The following is a 17,053-nucleotide window of genomic DNA, read 5'->3' on the forward strand; positions in this document are numbered from 1 at the left end:
AGATGATCGCAACGTACCGCCGGCGGCTGCGCAGGGGGCAGACGCCCGTGAATTGCAGGCAGCCTGTTGTTCTCGCAAAGAAAATCGGACCGCGAAGGAACAAAGGCGAAGTCTTGCCCGTTGTTGCGCGCCATGACGCCACACGCCGTCCTCGTCTCCAAGACCTGCATCACCTCCGATCGCCGGACCATCCGGTGGTGGGAATGCGAATTGGTCGATGAAGGCGGCGCCCGACGCATCCGCGAGCAGGCTTTCTTCTCCATCGGCGAAGCTCGATCCTGGGCGTCGTCCCAAGGCTATCCGGTCGAGGAGCCGTCGTCGCCGGAGGGCCGCTGATGACGGCTTCGCCTTCATCCGAAATTCTGACGCCCGAAGCCTTCGACGCTCCGCGCATCCTGCTGGCGGGAACGGTCGATTATGCGATGTATGAGCGGTTCCGGGACCAGTTGGTCCGTGCGCCCACGTCCGGCCTGGTCGTGATCGAACTGTCCACCTTGGGCGGCGATCCGGAAGTGGCGCGCATGATGGGCGAGGACGTGCGGTTCCAGAGCGAGATCAACCCCGAGCGCCGCCTGGTGTTTCTGGGCAAGGCCGCCATCTATTCGGCCGGCGCCACCTTCATGAGCTTCTTCGCCATCCCAAACCGTTATCTGACCCGCGGAACGCGGGTGATGATCCACGAGCGCAAGATGGACAAGCATCTCCATGTCTCCGGCCCCCTGACGACCTGTATAGCCTCGGTCCGGGCGGTGCTGCATGAGTTGGAACACTCGATCGCGATCCAGAACGAGGGGTTCGAGAACCTTGTGCGCGGATCCTCCATCTCCATGGAGGATGTGCTGAAACGGGCGCCCGAGAACTGGTACGTCGAGGCGCAGGACGCCAAGGCCTTCGGCCTCATCGCCGACGTGATCTGAGCCTGCCGCAGGCCGATCAGGCCTCCAGCGTCTCCACCGTCAGATTGCCGTTGGTGTAGACGCAGATCTCGGCGGCGATCTTCATCGCCTTGCGGGCGACCTGTTCGGCGTCGAGGTCGGTCTCCTCGATCAGGGCTCGCGCGGCCGACAGGGCGTAGTTGCCCCCCGAGCCGACGGCGGCGACCCCGTGTTCAGGCTCCAGCACGTCGCCGACGCCGGTGACGGTGAAGATCGACGACTTGTCCGCGACCAGAAGCATGGCCTCCAGCCGACGCAGATAGCGGTCGGTGCGCCAGTCCTTGGCCAGGTCGACGCAGGCCCGCGCCAACTGGTCCGGATACTGCTCCAGCTTCGCTTCCAGCCGTTCGATCAGGGTGAAGGCGTCGGCCGTGGCGCCGGCGAAGCCCGCCAGAACCTTGCCGCCCGCCAGGGTGCGCACCTTGCGCGCCGCGCCCTTGACGATGGTCGGTCCCATCGAGACTTGGCCGTCGCCCGCGATGACGGTGCGGCCGTTCTTGCGCACCGCCAGAATGGTGGTGCCGTGCCAGTCGGGAAAATTCGATTGAGTCATGATCCGCAGATGGCGAGACGGCCGCCGCCGATCAAGAGTGGTCCTTTTTGGATACCGGTGTCATATTTACACCCTAGTTCCCACTATAACGCGCCATTCTTAACTGCATAATCCGCCAAGGGAGATATAAAATTGCTCTATCGCGTGCTTCTAGTGAGTGAAACGGTCGGCGCGATTGAACAATCTCCGCTGATGCTGGCTGACATTCTCGGTGCGTCCGAACGCAACAATCGTCGGGACATGATCGGCAGCGCCATGATGTTTCATGAAGGCCGGGCGGCCATGATGCTGGAGGGCATGCGCGCGGACGTCGATCGGTTGATCGCGCGCCTTCTTTCAGACCGCAGGCACCGGAATCTCAAGGTCGTCGAGGATCGCCCCATCGTTCACCGTCGCGTGGCCGAGCCGGTCAAGCTCAACGCCATGTCGCCTCATCAGGCGGGCGAATATCTGGGCGGTCGCCGACTGGACCAGCTCGCCGCCTCGGTGCTGGAGCGGCTGTTGTCCTGCGACGGATTGCGTGTCTCAAGCTGTGCGGTCTGACGCCTTTCCTGCGTGTTTCGTTAACTCTATGGCCTTACTTCGGTCCTGTGGCTGTAAATTGTAAAAGCGTAAGAGTAATCAATGAGTTTGTTCCGTATTGTCTATGTCAGCGACGCCGTGGGCGACGCGGGCGTGGGCCTGCTGCCCCTGATCGACATCATCGGCGCGTCGGACCGGAACAATCGCCGGGATCATGTGACCGGGGTGCTGATGCGCCACGACGGCCGGTTCTTTCAGGCCATTGAGGGCGCGCGGGTCGATCTGGATCGGTTGCTGGGCCGGCTGCGCGCCGATCGACGCCACACCAATATCCGCATCCTCGCCGACCTTGTGATCGATCAGCGCCTGTTCCCGGGTTGGGCCATGGCCCAGATGGACGCGTCGCCGGGGTTGGAGCGCCTGCTGTCCGAGGGGCTGGACCATCCGAGCGCGAGCGCGAGCGCCGACAGGATCGTGTCGGAGGCGAGCCGGAGCCTGGCCGCCGTTTCCTGAGGCCTCGCGCCTAAGCCTGCCCCTCGCTAGAGAAGGGCATGGTTTTCTCTGAAGACGAAGTCGAACGCTACGCCCGCCATCTGGTCCTGTCCGAGATCGGGGGGCCGGGCCAGCAGGCCTTGAAGCGCGCGCGGGTGCTGATTGTCGGGGCCGGCGGCGTGGGCGCGCCGGCGGCCCTCTATCTGGCCGCAGCCGGCGTCGGGACGTTGGGCCTGATCGACGACGACGTGGTGGGTTTGTCGAACCTGCAGCGCCAGATCGCCTTTTCCACGCCCGAGGTGGGCCGGCCCAAGGTCGAAGCGGCCGCCGAACGCCTGGGCGGGCTGAACCCGCATGTGACGATCCAGACCTTCGCCGAACGGCTGACGCCGGCCAATGCGGCCGAGCGGATCGACGGCTTCGACATCGTGCTGGACGGGACCGACGATTTCGAGACCCGGCTGATCGTCAACGCCGCCTGCGTGGCGGCCGGCAAGCCTCTGGTTTCGGGTGCGCTGGGGAGATGGAGCGGCCAGGTGGGGGTGTTCGCCGGTCGGCCCTGTTACCAGTGCCTGGTGCCCGAGGTTCCGCCGGACGCCGAGACCTGCGCCCGTGTCGGCGTGGTCGGCGCCCTGGCGGGCGTGGTCGGATCGATGGCGGCGCTGGAGACGATCAAGCTGATCACGGGGGCTGGCGAGGCTCTGGCCGGGCGGCTGATGCTGTACGACGGTCTGGCGGCGACGGCGCGGACGGTGCGGGTGACGGCCGACCCCCAGTGCCCGGTTTGCGGCGGCTGACCCTCAGGCGGCCGTGGCGAAACGGACGTCGGCCAGATCCAGGTCCGGGATGGGCGGGGCGAAGCCCAGGGCCGGATTGCTGAGCACCGTCACCAGCCGCTCGCCGCAGTACAGATAAAGGGTCTCGAATCCGACCCAGGTCCGGGCGAGTTCGGCCAGAGCCTGATTCGCCGCCGAGTCGTGGCTCGCGCCCAGAACACAGATGTCACGCACCGGAACGCCCGGCAGGTTGACGATACAATAGTAGGAGTCCAACGCACGCTTCCTCAGACAGGTCGCCGGAAACGAAGCTCGCTCGCGGCGGTTCCTCCCCTGCCCGTGGTTTTCGACAGCCGTGTGAGTCCGGTTCGACAGACTTGTGAAAAGGAGACCCGATGGCCCGACGTCCCGCCTCGCCCAAACGTCTGAGCGCCGCCAGTCTGGCGTCCCTGGGGGCGGATCGGCTGGGCGATCTGCTGATGCAGGCGGCGGACGGCGACGCCTTGTTGAAGCGTCGTCTGCGGCTGGTGCTGGCGGCCGAGGCGGGGGAGGAGCCCCTGACGGTCGAGCTGGACAAGCGGCTGACGGCTCTGGCGGTCGGACGGGCGCGGGTGTCCTGGCGCAAGCGGCCGGACCTGCTGCGCGACCTCTACATGTTGCGCCGTGCGGTGGTGGACGACCTGGCGCCGATCGCGCCCGTCGCCGGGCTGGACCGGATGATCGCCTGGTTCGACCTGTTTCGCGGTTTGACGCTGCGGGTCAAGGATCCGCGCGGCGAGATGACGGCCGCCTTCGACGCGGCTGCGCCCGATCTCTGGACCCTCGCTCAGACGGCCCTCATGGATCAGGCGGCGATGGAACGTGTGGCCGCCGCCATCGAACGCCATCCGCTCGACTACGCCCGCTGGATCGACGCGGCGGGCGAGGCCCTGACCCCGGAACTGGCGCGGGCTCTGCTGGCCGTGCTGGACACCAGTTTAGGTGTGCGCGGCGCGCGGACGGCGATCCGGCGACTGGCGGACCGGGCCGAGGACCTGGATCTTTGGCTGTCCTTGGTCACGCCGGATGAACAGGGATCGCCGGACTTCGCGGCGGCGGCGGCGCGGCGGTTGCTGGCCGCCGGTCGGATCGCCGAGGCGCGACAGGCCCTGGAGGCGGCGCTGAAGCCGTCGGCGGCGAACCGGCGCTTTACCTTCGGCCGGTCGCCGTCTGCGGGTCCGCCGATCCTGACCCCCGCCTGGGAGGCGGCCTCCATCGATCTGCTCGACGCCGAGGGGCGCAAGGCCGAGGCCCAGGATCTGCGCTGGGCCATGTTCGAGCGCGACCTGTCGGCGTCGGCCTTACGGGACTATCTCGCCCGCCTGCCCGATTTCGACGATGTCGAGGCGCTAGACCGCGCCCTGGCCCATGCCGCGACCCACGCCGATTTCGAGACCGCTTTGGGCTTCCTGATGGACTGGCCCGCCCACCGCGAAGCCGCCGCCCTGGTTGAGCGCCGCATCGGTCAGGCCCGCACGTCTCTGCCGCTCAAGGCCGACTGGGCCGCGCGGCTGGCGCAGAAATATCCCGACGCCGCCGAACGGCTGCTGGCCGCGCCCTAAAGCATCGCCGGGATGACCCGGTCAGGCGGGCGGTGGCCGTTCTGGTAGGTCATGACATTGGCGATGACCCGGTCGCCCATGTCCTGGCGGGCCTCCAGCGTCGCCGAGCCCAGGTGGGGCAGAAGGACGACGTTCGGCTGGCCCAGCAGGCCGGGGTGGATGGCCGGCTCGTTCTCGAACACGTCCAGGCCAACGCCGGACAGGGACCGGGTCGCCACGGCCTGGGACAGGGCCGCCTCGTCGATCAGATCGCCCCGCGCGGTGTTGATCAGTATGGCGTGGGGCTGAAGCCGGGCCAGGCGTTCGGCGGACAGCAGATGATGCGTGTCCTTCGTCGCCGGGCAGTTCAGAGAGATGATGTCCATCCGGGCCAGCATCTGGTCCAGATCGTCCCAGTAGGTCGCGCCCAGTTCTTCCTCGATCAGGGCGGAGACGGGTTTCCTATTGTGATAGTGGACCTGCAGGCCGAAGGCCCTGGCGCGTCGGGCCAGGGCCTGGCCGATCCGGCCCATGCCCACGATGCCCAGTCGCTTGCCCCACAGTTTGCGGCCGCACATCCAGGTCGGGGTCCAGCCCTCGAACCGTCCCTCGGCCACCACCTGGGCGCCCTCGACGATGCGGCGGCTGACGGCCAGGATCAGGCTCATGGCCAGGTCGGCGGTGTCCTCGGTCAGGACGCCGGGGGTGTTGGTGACGATAATGCTGCGCGCCACGGCCGCATCGACGTCGATATGGTCCACCCCTGCGCCGAAGTTGGCGATCATCTTCAGTTGATCGCCTGCGCCGTTGATCAGGTCGGCGTCGATGACGTCGGTGATGGTGGGGACCAGAACCTCGGCGCGCTGAACCGCCGCCTGAAGCGCCGCCCGGTCCATCGGCTGGTCCTTCAGGTTCAGTTCGGCGTCGAATAGTTCGCGCATCCGCGTCTCGACCGCGTCGGGCAGGCGTCTGGTTAATACGACCTTAAGCTTGCGGACGGACATTGCGGGCCTTGGTTAGCGGGCGGCGATTCAGGATCGAAAGCCCGCGCGACGGGTCGTTCCATCCAGTGTCTAGCAAAGCCTCCGCCATCTTCCAAAGCCTGCGACGCCGCAGCGCCCTCGCCCTGGCCATTCTGGGCGTGGGCCTCATGGCCGGCGCGGGCGCGACCATGCCCGATGGCCGCCCCACGCCGACTGGGCTGGAGGTGCCGCGCTGGATATCGCTGAAGTCGTCGCACGTCCGTGCGCGCCAGGGGCCGGGGCTGGATTATCCAATCCTGTGGGAATATCGCGCCGCCGGCCTGCCGGTGCAGGTGATCGCCGAGACGACCGAATGGCGCAAGATCTGCGATCCGGACGGGGCAGTGGCCTGGATCCACCGCACGGTGTCGTCGGGCCGCCGGTCCGTCTTCAACACCTCGCCCGAAGAAGTGATGATCCACGCCGGCAAGTCCCAGGCCTCGGCCGTGCGGGCGCGCCTGTCGCCCCGCTCGTTGGTGACGCTGGACGAATGCGAGGACGGCTGGTGCCAGGTGCGGGCGCGGCGCCTGCGCGGCTGGGTCCAGGAACGGGCGGTGTTTGGAACCCAGCAGAGGGCGCTGTGCAACGCCAACCGCCCCGCCGGGACCGGTCGGGACTGACCGCCGTAACCCTTGGTGTTGAGCGAAGTCGCGCGGTCGTGTAACCCGCCAGCAACAGCAGACGTAACGGAACCGCCTTGACCCAGTCCCAATATCCCTCGTCCTTCGATCACGAGGCCCTGCTCGCCTCCGGGCGCGGCGAACTGTTCGGTCCCGGCAACGCCCAACTGCCCGCCCCGCCCATGCTCATGTTCGACCGGATCACCCAGATCTCGGCCGATGGCGGCGCCCACGGCAAGGGCTATGTCGAGGCCGAACTCGACATCAATCCCGAGCTCTGGTTCTTCCAGTGCCACTTCATCGGCGACCCGGTCATGCCCGGCTGCCTGGGCCTGGACGCCATGTGGCAGCTGGTCGGCTTCTATCTGGGCTGGATCGGCGGCCCGGGCCGCGGCCGCGCCCTGGGCGTCGGCGAGGTCAAGTTCACGGGCCAGGTCACGCCGGACATCAAGAAGGTAGTCTACAAGATCAACCTGAAGCGGGTCATCAATCGCAAACTGGTCATGGGCATCGCCGACGGCGTGCTGGAGGCCGACGGCGAGGTCATCTACACCTGCAACGACATGCGTGTGGGACTCTTTGGCGCCGCCAAGGATGAGCAAGCGGGCGCCTAAACCCCTATATAACCGCGGACAGCGCGGAAGGCCCCCGCTCGAGAAGCTCGGGTCGAGAAGCTTAAGAAGGAAACACCATGCGTCGTGTCGTCGTCACCGGCCTGGGCATCGTCTCTTCCATCGGCCATGGCGCCGAAGAGGTGACCCAGTCCCTGCGCGAGGCCCGTTCGGGCGTCGTCCATGCCCCCGATCACGCCAAATACGGCTTCCGCAGCCAGGTCTGGGCCCCGCCCAAGATCGGCCCGTGGGAAGAACTGATCGACCGCCGCGCCGCACGCTTCCTGGCCAACGGCACGGCCTGGGCCCACATCGCCTTTGAAGAGGCGCTGAAGTCGTCGGGCATGACGGCCGAAGAGATTCGCGACGACCGCATCGGCCTGATCGTCGGCGAGGGCGGCCCCTCGACCCAGGTGATCCTCCAGGCGGCGGCGACCACCATCGAGAAGACCTCGCCCAAGCGGATCGGCCCGTTCGCCGTGCCGAAAGCCATGGCGTCCGGCCCTTCGGCCGTCCTGTCCACCTGGTTCCAGATGCGCGGCGTCAACTATTCGATCAGCTCTGCCTGCGCGACCTCCGCCCACTGCATCGGCGCCGGGGTCGAACAGATCCAGTGGGGCAAGCAGGACGTGGTCTTCGCCGGCGGCTGCGAGGACATCGACTGGTCCATGTCGAACATGTTCGACGCCATGGGCGCCATGTCATCCGACTTCAACGAGACCCCGTCCGTCGCCTCGCGGGCCTATGACGTCAACCGCGACGGCTTCGTCATCGCCGGCGGCGCCGGCATCGTCGTGCTGGAAGAATACGAGCGGGCCAAGGCCCGCGGCGCGACCATTCTGGCCGAAGTCACCGGCTATGGCGCCAATTCCGACGGCTACGACATGGTCGCCCCCTCGGGCGAGGGCGCCCAGCGCTGCATGAAGATCGCGCTGGAACAGGCCGGCAATCCCCGGATCGACTATCTGAACCCGCACGGCACCTCGACCCCGGTCGGCGACTCCAAGGAAATGGAGGCCGTGCGCGCCGTCTTCGGCGACCAGATGCCGATGATCTCCTCGACCAAGTCGCTGACGGGCCACTCGCTCGGCGCGGCGGGCGCCCAGGAAGCCATCTACTGCCTGTTGATGATGCAGAACGGCTTCGCCGCCGAGAGCGCCCATATCGAGACCCTGGATCCGGCCTTCGAGGGCATGCCGATCCTGCGTCAGCGCCGCGAGGGCGAACTGACTCACGTCATGTCCAATAGCTTCGGCTTCGGCGGCACCAACGGCACGCTGATCCTGTCCAAGGTCTGAGCCCCTGTTCGCCCTGCGGGTGGACGATCTGAGCGGGGAGGCGGTTCGCGCCCTGCTGGCCTTCCACCTGTCGGGCATGCACGCGCGACCGTGACGACCGCTTCTGACTGAGGCTGTGTGAAAACGTGCGGAGCCGGTTTGAACCGGATCAGGCATTGAGGCGCAGATTGCTATCGTTTCAGGCCCTGATCGCTTCCATCAGCGGCGTGGTTCCCGGCGCCGCCCTTTGAATCTTGCCTCATGCGTTTGGCGTCGCGAGCGGCTAGAACGGCCCGGATGTTGCGCCTGTCAGAACTCAAGCTGCCCCTCGACCACCCGCCGGAGGCCTTGCCCGCCGCGATCGCCGCCCGCTTGGGCGTGCCGCCGCACGATCTTATCTCTTGGTCGATATGGAAGCGGGCGCACGACGCCCGCCGGAAGTCCGCGATTCTGAAAGTCTACATCTTCGACGTCGAGGTGAGGGACGAATCGGCGGTGCTGGCCCGTTTTGCGGACGACGTGCACGTGGCGCCGACGCCAGACGTCGCCTATCGCCCGGTCGCTGTCGCGCCCAAGACCGATCGCCTGCGGCCGGTCGTGATCGGGGCCGGGCCGTGCGGCTTGTTCGCCGGGCTGATCCTGGCCGAGATGGGGTTCAAGCCGATCATCCTCGACCGCGGAAAAGTGGTTCGGGAGCGGACTAAGGACACCTGGGACCTGTGGCGGAGAGGCAGGTTGGACCCGGAATCCAACGTGCAGTTCGGCGAGGGCGGCGCGGGCACCTTCTCCGACGGCAAGCTCTACAGCCAGATCAAGGATCCGCGTTTCCTGGCCCGCAAGGTGTTGACCGAATTCGTCGCGGCCGGGGCGCCGGCGGAAATCCTCACCGAGGCCCACCCGCACATCGGCACCTTCCGCCTGGTGACCATGGTCGAGGCCATGCGCGAGAAGATCGAAGCCCTCGGCGGCGAATACCGCTTCGAGCATCGGGTCACCGACATCGATCTCGACAAGGGCGCCCTCCGGGGCGTGCGCCTGCACACCGGCGAGACGCTGGAGGCCGATCACGTGGTCTTCGCCATCGGCCATTCGTCGCGCGACACCTTCCAGACCCTCTACGACCGTGGCGTCCATATCGAGGCCAAGTCGTTCTCGGTCGGTTTCCGCATCGAGCATCCGCAGTCGTGGATCGATCGGGCGATGTTCGGTCCTTGCGCCGGCCACCCCGATCTTGGCGCGGCGGCCTATACGCTTTCGCACCATTGCAGCAACGGTCGCACCGTCTACAGCTTCTGCATGTGCCCGGGCGGCACCGTGGTCGCGGCCACCAGCGAGCCGGGCCGCGTCGTGACCAACGGCATGAGCCAATATTCGCGCAACGAGCGGAACGCCAACTCCGGCTTCGTGGTCGGCATCTCGCCGGAGGATTATCCGAGCGACCATCCGCTGGCGGGCATCGAACTGCAACGGGAGCTGGAGACCCGCGCCTATGTGGCCGGCGGCGGGGACTATTTCGCGCCGGGCCAGCTGGTCGGCGATTTCATGCAGGGCCGCGCCTCGACCGCGCTGGGGGAGGTTGTTCCCAGCTACAAACCCGGTGTGCGCCCAACCGACCTGGCGCCGCTGATGCCCGACTATGTGATCGCCGCAATGCGCGAGGCCCTGCCTGTCTTCGGCCGCAAGATCGCCCGCTACGACGACGCCCAGGCGGTTCTGACGGGCGTCGAAACCCGAAGTTCATCCCCGATCCGAATGACCCGCGGCGCGGACTTTCAGAGCCTGAACGTGCGCGGCCTGTTCCCTGCCGGCGAAGGCGCCGGCTATGCGGGCGGCATCCTGTCGGCCGCCGTCGACGGCATTAAGGTGGCCGAAGCCGTCGCTCGGTCGATGGTCGCGAAGGTGGCGGCGTAGACAGCGCCCACGATCCTCGCCGTCAGCTTTTTGGATGCCCTTGGCCGGCGGCTACTGGAGCGTAGCAGCCGCCATCGTGCGACAATCCGGACCTCGTCAGAGGGAGCGGAGCAGACGTCTACTCTCAGTTGAGTTTCGCCTAATGCAGCGTTAGGCGAAAGGCATGCCGCCTTGCTCGCCTGTCCAACAGTTACGCATGCTTCTGGCGCAAACCCTCTGGGTCTTGCCGATGCCTCCATCCCCGTCGTTTCAGGGGCGGAATGACGGATTTTTGCGCGTTGAGCCCTCAAAACTATGCGCGGCGCCGGTCTTGTCTCCAAATGGCTGTTTACAGGGATGATCCTTGCCCCTAGAGAGCGTCGCCGTGACCCGGCCCATGACCAAAGCGATTACCTCGAAAACCACCCGCTGCGGCGGGGCGGTTTCGGGTATGTGCGCGGTCTGAAGCGCCGAAGCCCGATCCCAAGCCCCGCCGATGCGCGGGGCGGTCGATCCGGCTGAACCCCGCGCCTCCATCCTTCCAGGAGACGCCTGAATGTCCTTTTCCCCGTCCAATCCCCCTCACGTCGGCATCGTCGGCGCCACCGGCCTCGTCGGTGAGATGATGCGTGGCCTGCTGGCCGAGCGGAACTTCCCGCTGGCCTCGCTGCGCCTGTTCGCCTCGGTCCGGTCGGCGGGCAAGACGGTTCGCTTCGGGGAGACCGACATCGTGGTCGAGGATGCGGCCAGCGCCGACTACGCCGGTCTGGACATCGTCTTCTTCTCGGCCGGCGGCGACACGTCCAAGGCCCTGGCGCCCAAGGTCGCCGCCGCCGGGGCGGTGGTGATCGACAACTCGTCCGCCTGGCGCTCCGACCCTCAGGTGCCGCTGGTGGTCGCCGAGGTGAACCCCCACGCCCTGGCGAACCTGCCCAAGGGGATCATAGCCAACCCCAACTGCACCACCATGGCCGCCATGCCGGTGCTGAAGCCCCTGCACGACGCGGCGGGCCTGAAGCGTCTGACGGTCTCGACCTATCAGGCCGTCTCGGGCGGCGGGGTCGAGGGCATTCGCGTGCTTGATGAGCAGTCGCGCGCGGCCGTGGGGCAGGGCGCGGCCCTGGCCCGCGACGGCGGGGCCGTGGACTTCGGCGCGCCTGAGAAGTGGGTCGTGCCGATCGCCGCCAATGTCGTGGCCCTGAACTACACGCTCGGCGAGGACGGCTATACCGACGAGGAGCTGAAGCTGCGCGACGAGAGCCGCAAGATCCTGGAAATCCCTGGCCTGCCGGTCTCGGGCACCTGCGTCCGGGTGCCGGTCTTCACCGGCCACTCCCTGTCGATCAACGCCGAGTTCGAGCGGGCGCTGTCGGTGACGCAGGCTTTGGAACTGCTGGCCCAGGCGCCGGGCGTGGTCGTCACCGCCGTGCCGAACCCGCTGGAGGCTGCGGGTCAGGATCCGGTCTTCGTCGGCCGGGTGCGCCCCGATCCGACCGTCGAGTACGGTCTGGCCCTGTTCGTCTCCAACGACAATCTGAGGAAGGGCGCGGCCCTGAACGCGGTGCAGATCGCCGAGGTTCTAGTCCAGCAGCGCGGCTGACCCGATCCCAGGCGGGGTTCAGTCGTAGCGCACGCCGCTGAGATAGAGCCCCGCCGACGGGGCGACGGGGCCGCACCGGGCGCGGTCCTTCGCCTCCAGCGCCGCCTTGACGTCATGGGCGGTCCAGCGGCCCAGCCCCACCTCGACCAGGGTGCCGGCCATCGACCGGACCTGGCGGTGCAGGAAGCTGCGGGCCTGGAAGACCAGATGCACCTCCTCGCCGAAGCGGGAGACGCGGGCGACGTCCAGGGTCTTGACCGGCGACTTGGACTGGCAGCCCACGTCGCGGAAGGTGGTGAAGTCGTGCAGGCCGACAAGGACCTGGGCGGCGTGGTGCATGGCCTCGGCGTCCAGGGTCTTCTTGACGTGCCAGACCCGGTCCCGCTCCAGCACCGGCTGGGGCCGACGGTTCAGGATCCGGTACAGATAGCCCCGGCCGGTGGCCGAGAACCGCGCGTGCCAGTCGGGATCGGGCGCGTATTCGGCCGACAGGACGCAGACGTCCTGTTTGATCAGATGGGCGTTGATGGCGTTCAGGACGGTGTCTACCGGCCAGTCGCGCTCCAGATCGGCATGGATGACCTGGGCCGTGGCGTGAACGCCGGTGTCGGTGCGGCCCGCCGCAGCGATGCGGATATGCTCGCCCGAAAAGGCCAGTATGGCGGCCTCGACCGCGCCCTGGACCGTCGGCTGGTCCGCCTGGGCCTGAAAGCCGTTATAGGCCGTGCCGTCGTATTCGAGGGTCAGCTTGTAGCGCGGCATCAGCCGAGCACGGTCCCGGCCGGCAGGGCAAAGCCCCGCAGCATCTCCTCGGCCGACTGCGCCGCCTTGCCCTCGCGCTGAACCCGGATCAGGCGCACGGCGCCGGTCCCGCAGGCCACGGTCAGGGCGTCGTCCAGCGTCGCGCCGGGCGTGCCAGAGCCGTCGGCCAGGGCCGACAGCAGGGCCTTGATCCGAACCGGCCCCGCTTCAGACGGCGCCTCGAACCAGGCGCCGGGGAAGGGCGACAGGCCGCGGATATGGGCGTCCACCTCGGCCGCCGAACGGGTCCAGTCGATGCGGGCCTCGGCGGGGGTGATCTTCCTGGCATAGGTCGGTTCGCCGACCTGTTCGGTGGGCGTGACGCCGCCGCGGTCAATGGCGGCCAGGGCGCGGGGCCACAGGCCGGCGCCGACATGGGCCATGCGTTCGGACAGGCTGGCGGCCGTGTCGTCGGGCCGGATGTCCATCACCTCGCCCAGCAGGATCGGGCCTTCGTCCAGGCCCAGGCTCATCTGCATGATCTGAACCCCGGTCTCGGCGTCCCCGGCCATGATCGCCCTCTGGATCGGCGCCGCGCCGCGCCAGCGGGGCAGCAGCGAGCCATGGAGGTTCAGACAGCCCAGCCGGGGCGCGGCCAGCACCTCGGCGTTCAGAATCTGGCCGTAGGCGACGACGCAGGCGGCGTCGAGGTCCAGGCTCTGGAAGTCGGCGACGGCCTCGGGCGACTTCATGCTTTCAGGCGTGAAGACCGGCAGACCCATGGTCTCGGCGAAGGCGTGAACCGGCGACGGCGTCAGCTTCTGGCCCCGGCCCTTGGGGCGCGGCGGCTGCGAATAGACGGCGACGATCTCGTGGCCCGAGGCGAGAAGCTCGGCCAGGGACGGCACGGCGAAATCGGGAGTTCCCATGAAGGCAAGGCGCATGGGCACGCCTTTAGAGGTTTAGGCGGCCTACTGCCAGCGGGTGAAGACGCCGCCGCCCTCGTCCCATTCGCCACCGGCGTCCAGGGCGTCGTCGAAATCGAGCAGGCGGTCCAGCAGCAGACCCGCAACCACGCCCAGCAGGGCGACGCCCGCCAGGGTCGCGACCCCGGCGACGCCGATCTTCTGGCTGCGGGTCAGGCGACGGCGCCCTTGCGTGTCGATGACCAGGGACTGGCCGCGGCGGATGGGGCGAGTGGGGCGTTGGGTCATCAGGCGGCGATCCTGTCGCGGGCGGCCTTCTTGACCTTGGTCACGGCGCGATCCCGCTTCAGCCGCGACAGATGGTCGATGAAGAGCACGCCGTTAAGGTGGTCCATCTCGTGCTGGATGCAGACGGCGTAGAGGCCTTCGGCCTCTTCCTCCACCGACTGACCGTCACGGTTCAGATAGCGAATGCGGACGCGGGCCGGGCGTTCCACCTTGTCGAAATACTCGGGGATCGACAGGCAGCCTTCCTCGTAGGTGTAGAGCTCGTCCGAGGTCCACAGGATTTCCGGATTGGCGAAGAAGCGCGGGTTCTTGCGCGCCTCGGCGGCTTCCGGGGTGTCTTCTTCCTCGGTTTCGCAGACGGTTCCGTCGCGATCGCCCAGGTCCATGACGATGACCCGGTCCAGCGCGCCGACCTGAACGGCGGCTAGGCCGATGCCCGGCGCGGCGTACATGGTCTCCAGCATGTCGTCCATCAGGGTGCGCACGGCGTCATCGACGGCCGTGACCGGCTTGGACACCTGTTTCAGAATCGCCAGGTCGGCGGGGATGTCGATGGTGAGGATGCGTCGGATGGCCATGGCCGGGACGTAGGCGCGCCCCGGCGCGAGGTCAAGATTTCCAGGCGTCGCACGCTGTTCTACAGCGGTGCAGCGGCCTGTAAAACGGCGCCGAAGAGGGTCCAAACGGTCCAGCCGACGGCGAGCGCGAGAACCAGTGCGCCGACGCCCATGGCTCGAAACCGGTTCGCGGCCAGAGCCGCGAAGCGTTCAGGCTCTTCCGCGCGCAACACCTTATGGCGTCGGTGGCCGCGTGTGTAGATGACCCCCGACGCTCGCGCCTTAAGCCACGGAACGGCCTCCCGCAGAACCAGAAAGAGACCCGCGATATAGGCGGCGATGACGATCATGCTGTTCCCCCAAACGGCCTGAGCATTTGTCGGTCCGGCTGCGCTACTGTCAACCGGACGACGCCAGACCTTGAGGGGACCGCCTATTCCTTGCCGGGCAGGGGGCGGGGTTTGCGGTTCTCGTCGATGGCCACATAGGTGAAGACGCCTTGGGTCACGCGGACCGAAGTGGCCAGAGGCTGGCCGCGCGCGCGTTTCCAGGCCTCGACATGGATGCGGATCGAGGTGCGGCCGGTGCTGATGACGTCCGCGTAGATGCTGACCTCGTCGCCGACGGCGACCGGCTGGTGGAACACCATGCCGTCCAGGGCCACGGTGGCGCAGCGGCCCTGGGCGAGTTCGAAGGCCGGGGTGGCGCCCGCGACGTCCATCTGGGCCAGCAGCCAACCGCCGAAGATGTCGCCTTCGGGATTGGTGTCGGCCGGCATGGCGATGATGCGTCCGACCGGACGGGTCTCGGGCGGATATTCGGGCGCGTCGGACATGGGCAGGCTCTGGCGTTCGGGAAGGCGGCGTTCCTAGCGCGCCTCGGACGACTTGTCGCGTCTGGTCCTGGCCTTCTTTGGCGGAGCCGGAGGCTTCAGGGTCAGGCGCGACGGCTTAACGGCCTGGGAGTCCCTGAGCGCCCGCCATGCCCCGCCCAGTTCCATCGCGATCGACAGGTGGTCCACGGTCAGAAGGCCTCGCCTGGCCGACCGAAGATCGGCGATGTCGCGCAACAGGCGCGAGGAGGCTTTCAGATCAGGGCGTTCGGACCGCGCGCCCAGGTCCTGCAGACGCGCGAACCGCCAGCCCATTTCCGCAGGATGTTCCAGCGTCAGGGCGAAGCGCGCCTCTGGCGACAGTGTGGCGGCGATGAAGGTCCAGGCGTCCGTGCCGGGCGGCTTGCGATAATGGCCCGGCTCAGTCGGGAGTCCGGCGCGGGCATAGACCTCCAGCGCGCCGGTCTCGATCTCGACGAGCGCGATCTCCAGAGGGTCCGGCGCAGACGGCTCGAGATCGGACGGACGGTCGAAGGGCGACGCCGCGGCGCTGTCGTCGTCTGTCCTTCGAAGGCGACCGGACGCGGCGGGGCCGCTCAGTCGGGACAGCAGGATCCGCCAGCGCCCCAGCACCTCAGTCGATGTTGACGGCGCTGGTCACCGACACGTCATAGACCACGCGAGTGACAGTCTGAACGAACTCGAAGAATTTACGCGCCTCGGCGGCGCCGGCCAAGGGCACATAGATTACGTCTTCGGGCATGATCTGCATATTGGTGGCGGCGAAGACGTTGGCCGCCTCGTTGAAGTTCAGTTCATAGACCACGGGCACGCCCCGCGGGGTAGCGGGCTGGTTGATACCCAGGGCTTGCGCCACTTCCGGACGCTCGAAGCGGAAGACCATCACACGACGGGCGTTGGCTGTATTGGTGTTCAGTCCGCCGACCTTCGACATGGCGCCGGTCAGGGTCATGACCCCGGCGGGCATGTCGACCTGCGTCACCGCATTCAGGGCGCCGAAGGTCGAGAAGCGGCGCGGCTTGTACTGGACATTGATCACGTCGCCGCGTTGCAGGCGGACGTTCTCGCCGAACTCCGTCGTCACGGCGGTCATGGGGGCAGTATAGGTCTGGCCGCCGCGTTGGACGCTGATGGTCAGGTCGTCGGTTTCACGCGCGGAGCCGCCGGCGGCGGCGATCACGTCCAGAATCCGGTCGCTGTTGACGCCCAGCGGCGCGCGACCGGGCCGGCGCACGTCGCCGAAGACATTGACCGTATTGGAGGCGTTGTCGGCGATGCCGACCAGAACCTGGGGATTGGCGACCTTGCCGACCAGGGCGCGCCGAACGGCCGCCGCCGCCTGGGGCGCCGTCAGACCCTGGACGCGGACCTGGCCGGCGAAGGGCACGGCGACCGAGCCGCTGCGGTCGACGGTCACGCCCGGCAGGGCCTGGGACCCGCTGGACGGGGTCGACAGAGTGCGATTGGCGCTGGAGCCGCTGCCGAGCGCGCCGCCGAACAGGGAGCCCGAGGGATCGTAGATCGAGATGGCCAGGGTGTCGCCAACGCCGATCACATCGGCCGGCTGCTCGCTGGAGGCGGCGACCAGGGTGCCGAAGAACTGGGGCGGCACCGCCTTCATCCGTTCGGTGATTTCATAGGTGAGGGGCACCAGAGCATAGCTGCCCAGAGCCTGGGGCGTCGTGGCGCCGGCGTTGATCGAGGCGCCTGAAGGTCCGTCGCGCGGCAGGGTGGAGCACCCGCCCAGGATGGCGACGATGGCGAGGGGGAGGATGGTGCGAGTCATGAAGCAGGACGGCCCTTGTTCGCG

Annotated in this window: 22 protein-coding genes; 11 read left to right on the forward strand and 11 right to left on the reverse strand. The window is 67.6% G+C overall.

Annotated features, from left to right (window positions below):
* Positions 1 to 132 precede the first annotated feature (132 nt).
* Both GGR11_RS11825 and GGR11_RS11830 read left to right on the forward strand, forming a co-directional pair.
* Positions 133 to 336 (forward strand): hypothetical protein, encoded by a 204-nt coding sequence (locus GGR11_RS11825; protein ID WP_246331781.1) that lies wholly within the window; start codon positions 133 to 135, stop codon positions 334 to 336.
* A complete protein-coding gene (locus tag GGR11_RS11830; protein WP_183197236.1) occupies positions 336 to 917 on the forward strand; it encodes an ATP-dependent Clp protease proteolytic subunit in 582 nt (193 codons plus the stop codon). The genes GGR11_RS11825 and GGR11_RS11830 overlap by 1 nt, the downstream gene beginning before the upstream one ends.
* A 16-nt stretch (positions 918 to 933) precedes the next feature.
* Here the strand turns inward: GGR11_RS11830 and hslV are convergent, their stop codons facing one another.
* Complete coding sequence (gene hslV / locus GGR11_RS11835) at positions 934 to 1,488, reverse strand: ATP-dependent protease subunit HslV (RefSeq protein WP_183197238.1); 555 nt, start codon at positions 1,486 to 1,488, stop codon at positions 934 to 936.
* 132 nt (positions 1,489 to 1,620) lie between these two features.
* Between hslV and GGR11_RS11840 the strand changes: the two genes are divergently transcribed.
* The 3 genes from GGR11_RS11840 to GGR11_RS11850 all read left to right on the forward strand — a co-directional run bounded on the left by GGR11_RS11840 (position 1,621) and on the right by GGR11_RS11850 (position 3,299).
* Positions 1,621 to 2,031 carry a BLUF domain-containing protein gene (locus GGR11_RS11840; RefSeq protein WP_183197240.1) on the forward strand — a complete coding sequence of 137 codons (411 nt, stop codon included), beginning with the start codon at positions 1,621 to 1,623 and terminating at the stop codon, positions 2,029 to 2,031.
* 81 nt (positions 2,032 to 2,112) lie between these two features.
* Positions 2,113 to 2,523, forward strand: a complete 411-nt coding sequence (locus GGR11_RS11845) for a BLUF domain-containing protein (RefSeq protein WP_183197242.1) — start codon at positions 2,113 to 2,115, stop codon at positions 2,521 to 2,523.
* Between the two features lie 38 nt (positions 2,524 to 2,561).
* The gene (locus GGR11_RS11850; RefSeq protein ID WP_183197244.1) at positions 2,562 to 3,299 is read left to right on the forward strand and encodes a HesA/MoeB/ThiF family protein; all 738 of its coding nucleotides are present in this window, start codon (positions 2,562 to 2,564) and stop codon (positions 3,297 to 3,299) included.
* A gap of 3 nt (positions 3,300 to 3,302) precedes the next feature.
* Here the strand turns inward: GGR11_RS11850 and GGR11_RS11855 are convergent, their stop codons facing one another.
* Positions 3,303 to 3,554 (reverse strand): hypothetical protein, encoded by a 252-nt coding sequence (locus tag GGR11_RS11855; RefSeq protein WP_183197246.1) that lies wholly within the window; start codon positions 3,552 to 3,554, stop codon positions 3,303 to 3,305.
* A 119-nt stretch (positions 3,555 to 3,673) separates the two neighbouring features.
* Between GGR11_RS11855 and GGR11_RS11860 the strand changes: the two genes are divergently transcribed.
* Positions 3,674 to 4,879 carry a DUF6880 family protein gene (locus tag GGR11_RS11860; RefSeq protein WP_183197248.1) on the forward strand — a complete coding sequence of 402 codons (1,206 nt, stop codon included), beginning with the start codon at positions 3,674 to 3,676 and terminating at the stop codon, positions 4,877 to 4,879.
* On the opposite strand, the gene GGR11_RS11865 is transcribed toward GGR11_RS11860, so the two are convergent.
* Entirely contained in the window at positions 4,876 to 5,862 is a 987-nt protein-coding gene (locus tag GGR11_RS11865) for a 2-hydroxyacid dehydrogenase (RefSeq protein ID WP_183197250.1), read from the reverse strand. The genes GGR11_RS11860 and GGR11_RS11865 overlap by 4 nt on opposite strands.
* 65 nt (positions 5,863 to 5,927) lie before the next feature.
* Between GGR11_RS11865 and GGR11_RS11870 the strand changes: the two genes are divergently transcribed.
* The 5 genes from GGR11_RS11870 (at position 5,928) to GGR11_RS11890 (ending at position 11,878) form a co-directional block, all read left to right on the forward strand.
* The gene (locus tag GGR11_RS11870) at positions 5,928 to 6,500 is read left to right on the forward strand and encodes an SH3 domain-containing protein (RefSeq protein WP_343051126.1); all 573 of its coding nucleotides are present in this window, start codon (positions 5,928 to 5,930) and stop codon (positions 6,498 to 6,500) included.
* Positions 6,501 to 6,577: 77 nt separating this feature from the next.
* Positions 6,578 to 7,114 (forward strand): 3-hydroxyacyl-[acyl-carrier-protein] dehydratase FabA, encoded by a 537-nt coding sequence (gene fabA / locus GGR11_RS11875; RefSeq protein WP_008263519.1) that lies wholly within the window; start codon positions 6,578 to 6,580, stop codon positions 7,112 to 7,114.
* Positions 7,115 to 7,191: 77 nt separating this feature from the next.
* Positions 7,192 to 8,409 carry a beta-ketoacyl-ACP synthase I gene (gene fabB / locus GGR11_RS11880; protein WP_183197252.1) on the forward strand — a complete coding sequence of 406 codons (1,218 nt, stop codon included), beginning with the start codon at positions 7,192 to 7,194 and terminating at the stop codon, positions 8,407 to 8,409.
* A gap of 276 nt (positions 8,410 to 8,685) precedes the next feature.
* Complete coding sequence (locus GGR11_RS11885) at positions 8,686 to 10,299, forward strand: NAD(P)/FAD-dependent oxidoreductase (RefSeq protein WP_183197254.1); 1,614 nt, start codon at positions 8,686 to 8,688, stop codon at positions 10,297 to 10,299.
* Positions 10,300 to 10,834: 535 nt separating this feature from the next.
* The gene (locus GGR11_RS11890; RefSeq protein ID WP_183197256.1) at positions 10,835 to 11,878 is read left to right on the forward strand and encodes an aspartate-semialdehyde dehydrogenase; all 1,044 of its coding nucleotides are present in this window, start codon (positions 10,835 to 10,837) and stop codon (positions 11,876 to 11,878) included.
* Positions 11,879 to 11,896: 18 nt separating this feature from the next.
* Here the strand turns inward: GGR11_RS11890 and truA are convergent, their stop codons facing one another.
* From truA to GGR11_RS11930, 8 genes are all read right to left on the reverse strand, one after another.
* On the reverse strand, positions 11,897 to 12,640 hold the full coding sequence (gene truA, locus GGR11_RS11895) for a tRNA pseudouridine(38-40) synthase TruA (RefSeq protein WP_183197258.1): 744 nt from the start codon (positions 12,638 to 12,640) through the stop codon (positions 11,897 to 11,899).
* Positions 12,640 to 13,563: a methionyl-tRNA formyltransferase gene (fmt, locus tag GGR11_RS11900; RefSeq protein ID WP_183197260.1), complete on the reverse strand. Its 924-nt coding sequence runs from the start codon at positions 13,561 to 13,563 to the stop codon at positions 12,640 to 12,642. Before fmt ends, truA begins: the two co-directional genes overlap by 1 nt.
* A gap of 27 nt (positions 13,564 to 13,590) precedes the next feature.
* Positions 13,591 to 13,833 (reverse strand): hypothetical protein, encoded by a 243-nt coding sequence (locus GGR11_RS11905; protein ID WP_183197261.1) that lies wholly within the window; start codon positions 13,831 to 13,833, stop codon positions 13,591 to 13,593.
* Positions 13,833 to 14,411 carry a peptide deformylase gene (def, locus tag GGR11_RS11910; RefSeq protein ID WP_183197264.1) on the reverse strand — a complete coding sequence of 193 codons (579 nt, stop codon included), beginning with the start codon at positions 14,409 to 14,411 and terminating at the stop codon, positions 13,833 to 13,835. Before def ends, GGR11_RS11905 begins: the two co-directional genes overlap by 1 nt.
* A 59-nt stretch (positions 14,412 to 14,470) precedes the next feature.
* Complete coding sequence (locus tag GGR11_RS11915; protein ID WP_183197266.1) at positions 14,471 to 14,740, reverse strand: hypothetical protein; 270 nt, start codon at positions 14,738 to 14,740, stop codon at positions 14,471 to 14,473.
* A gap of 83 nt (positions 14,741 to 14,823) precedes the next feature.
* A complete protein-coding gene (locus GGR11_RS11920) occupies positions 14,824 to 15,225 on the reverse strand; it encodes an acyl-CoA thioesterase (RefSeq protein WP_008260913.1) in 402 nt (133 codons plus the stop codon).
* Positions 15,226 to 15,258: 33 nt separating this feature from the next.
* Positions 15,259 to 15,855, reverse strand: a complete 597-nt coding sequence (locus tag GGR11_RS11925; protein WP_183197268.1) for a hypothetical protein — start codon at positions 15,853 to 15,855, stop codon at positions 15,259 to 15,261.
* Between the two features lies 1 nt (position 15,856).
* Entirely contained in the window at positions 15,857 to 17,029 is a 1,173-nt protein-coding gene (locus GGR11_RS11930; RefSeq protein WP_183197270.1) for a polysaccharide biosynthesis/export family protein, read from the reverse strand.
* Positions 17,030 to 17,053: the final 24 nt, after the last annotated feature.

Source organism: Brevundimonas mediterranea, assembly GCF_014196125.1.
GTDB classification, from domain to species: Bacteria; Pseudomonadota; Alphaproteobacteria; order Caulobacterales; family Caulobacteraceae; genus Brevundimonas; species Brevundimonas mediterranea.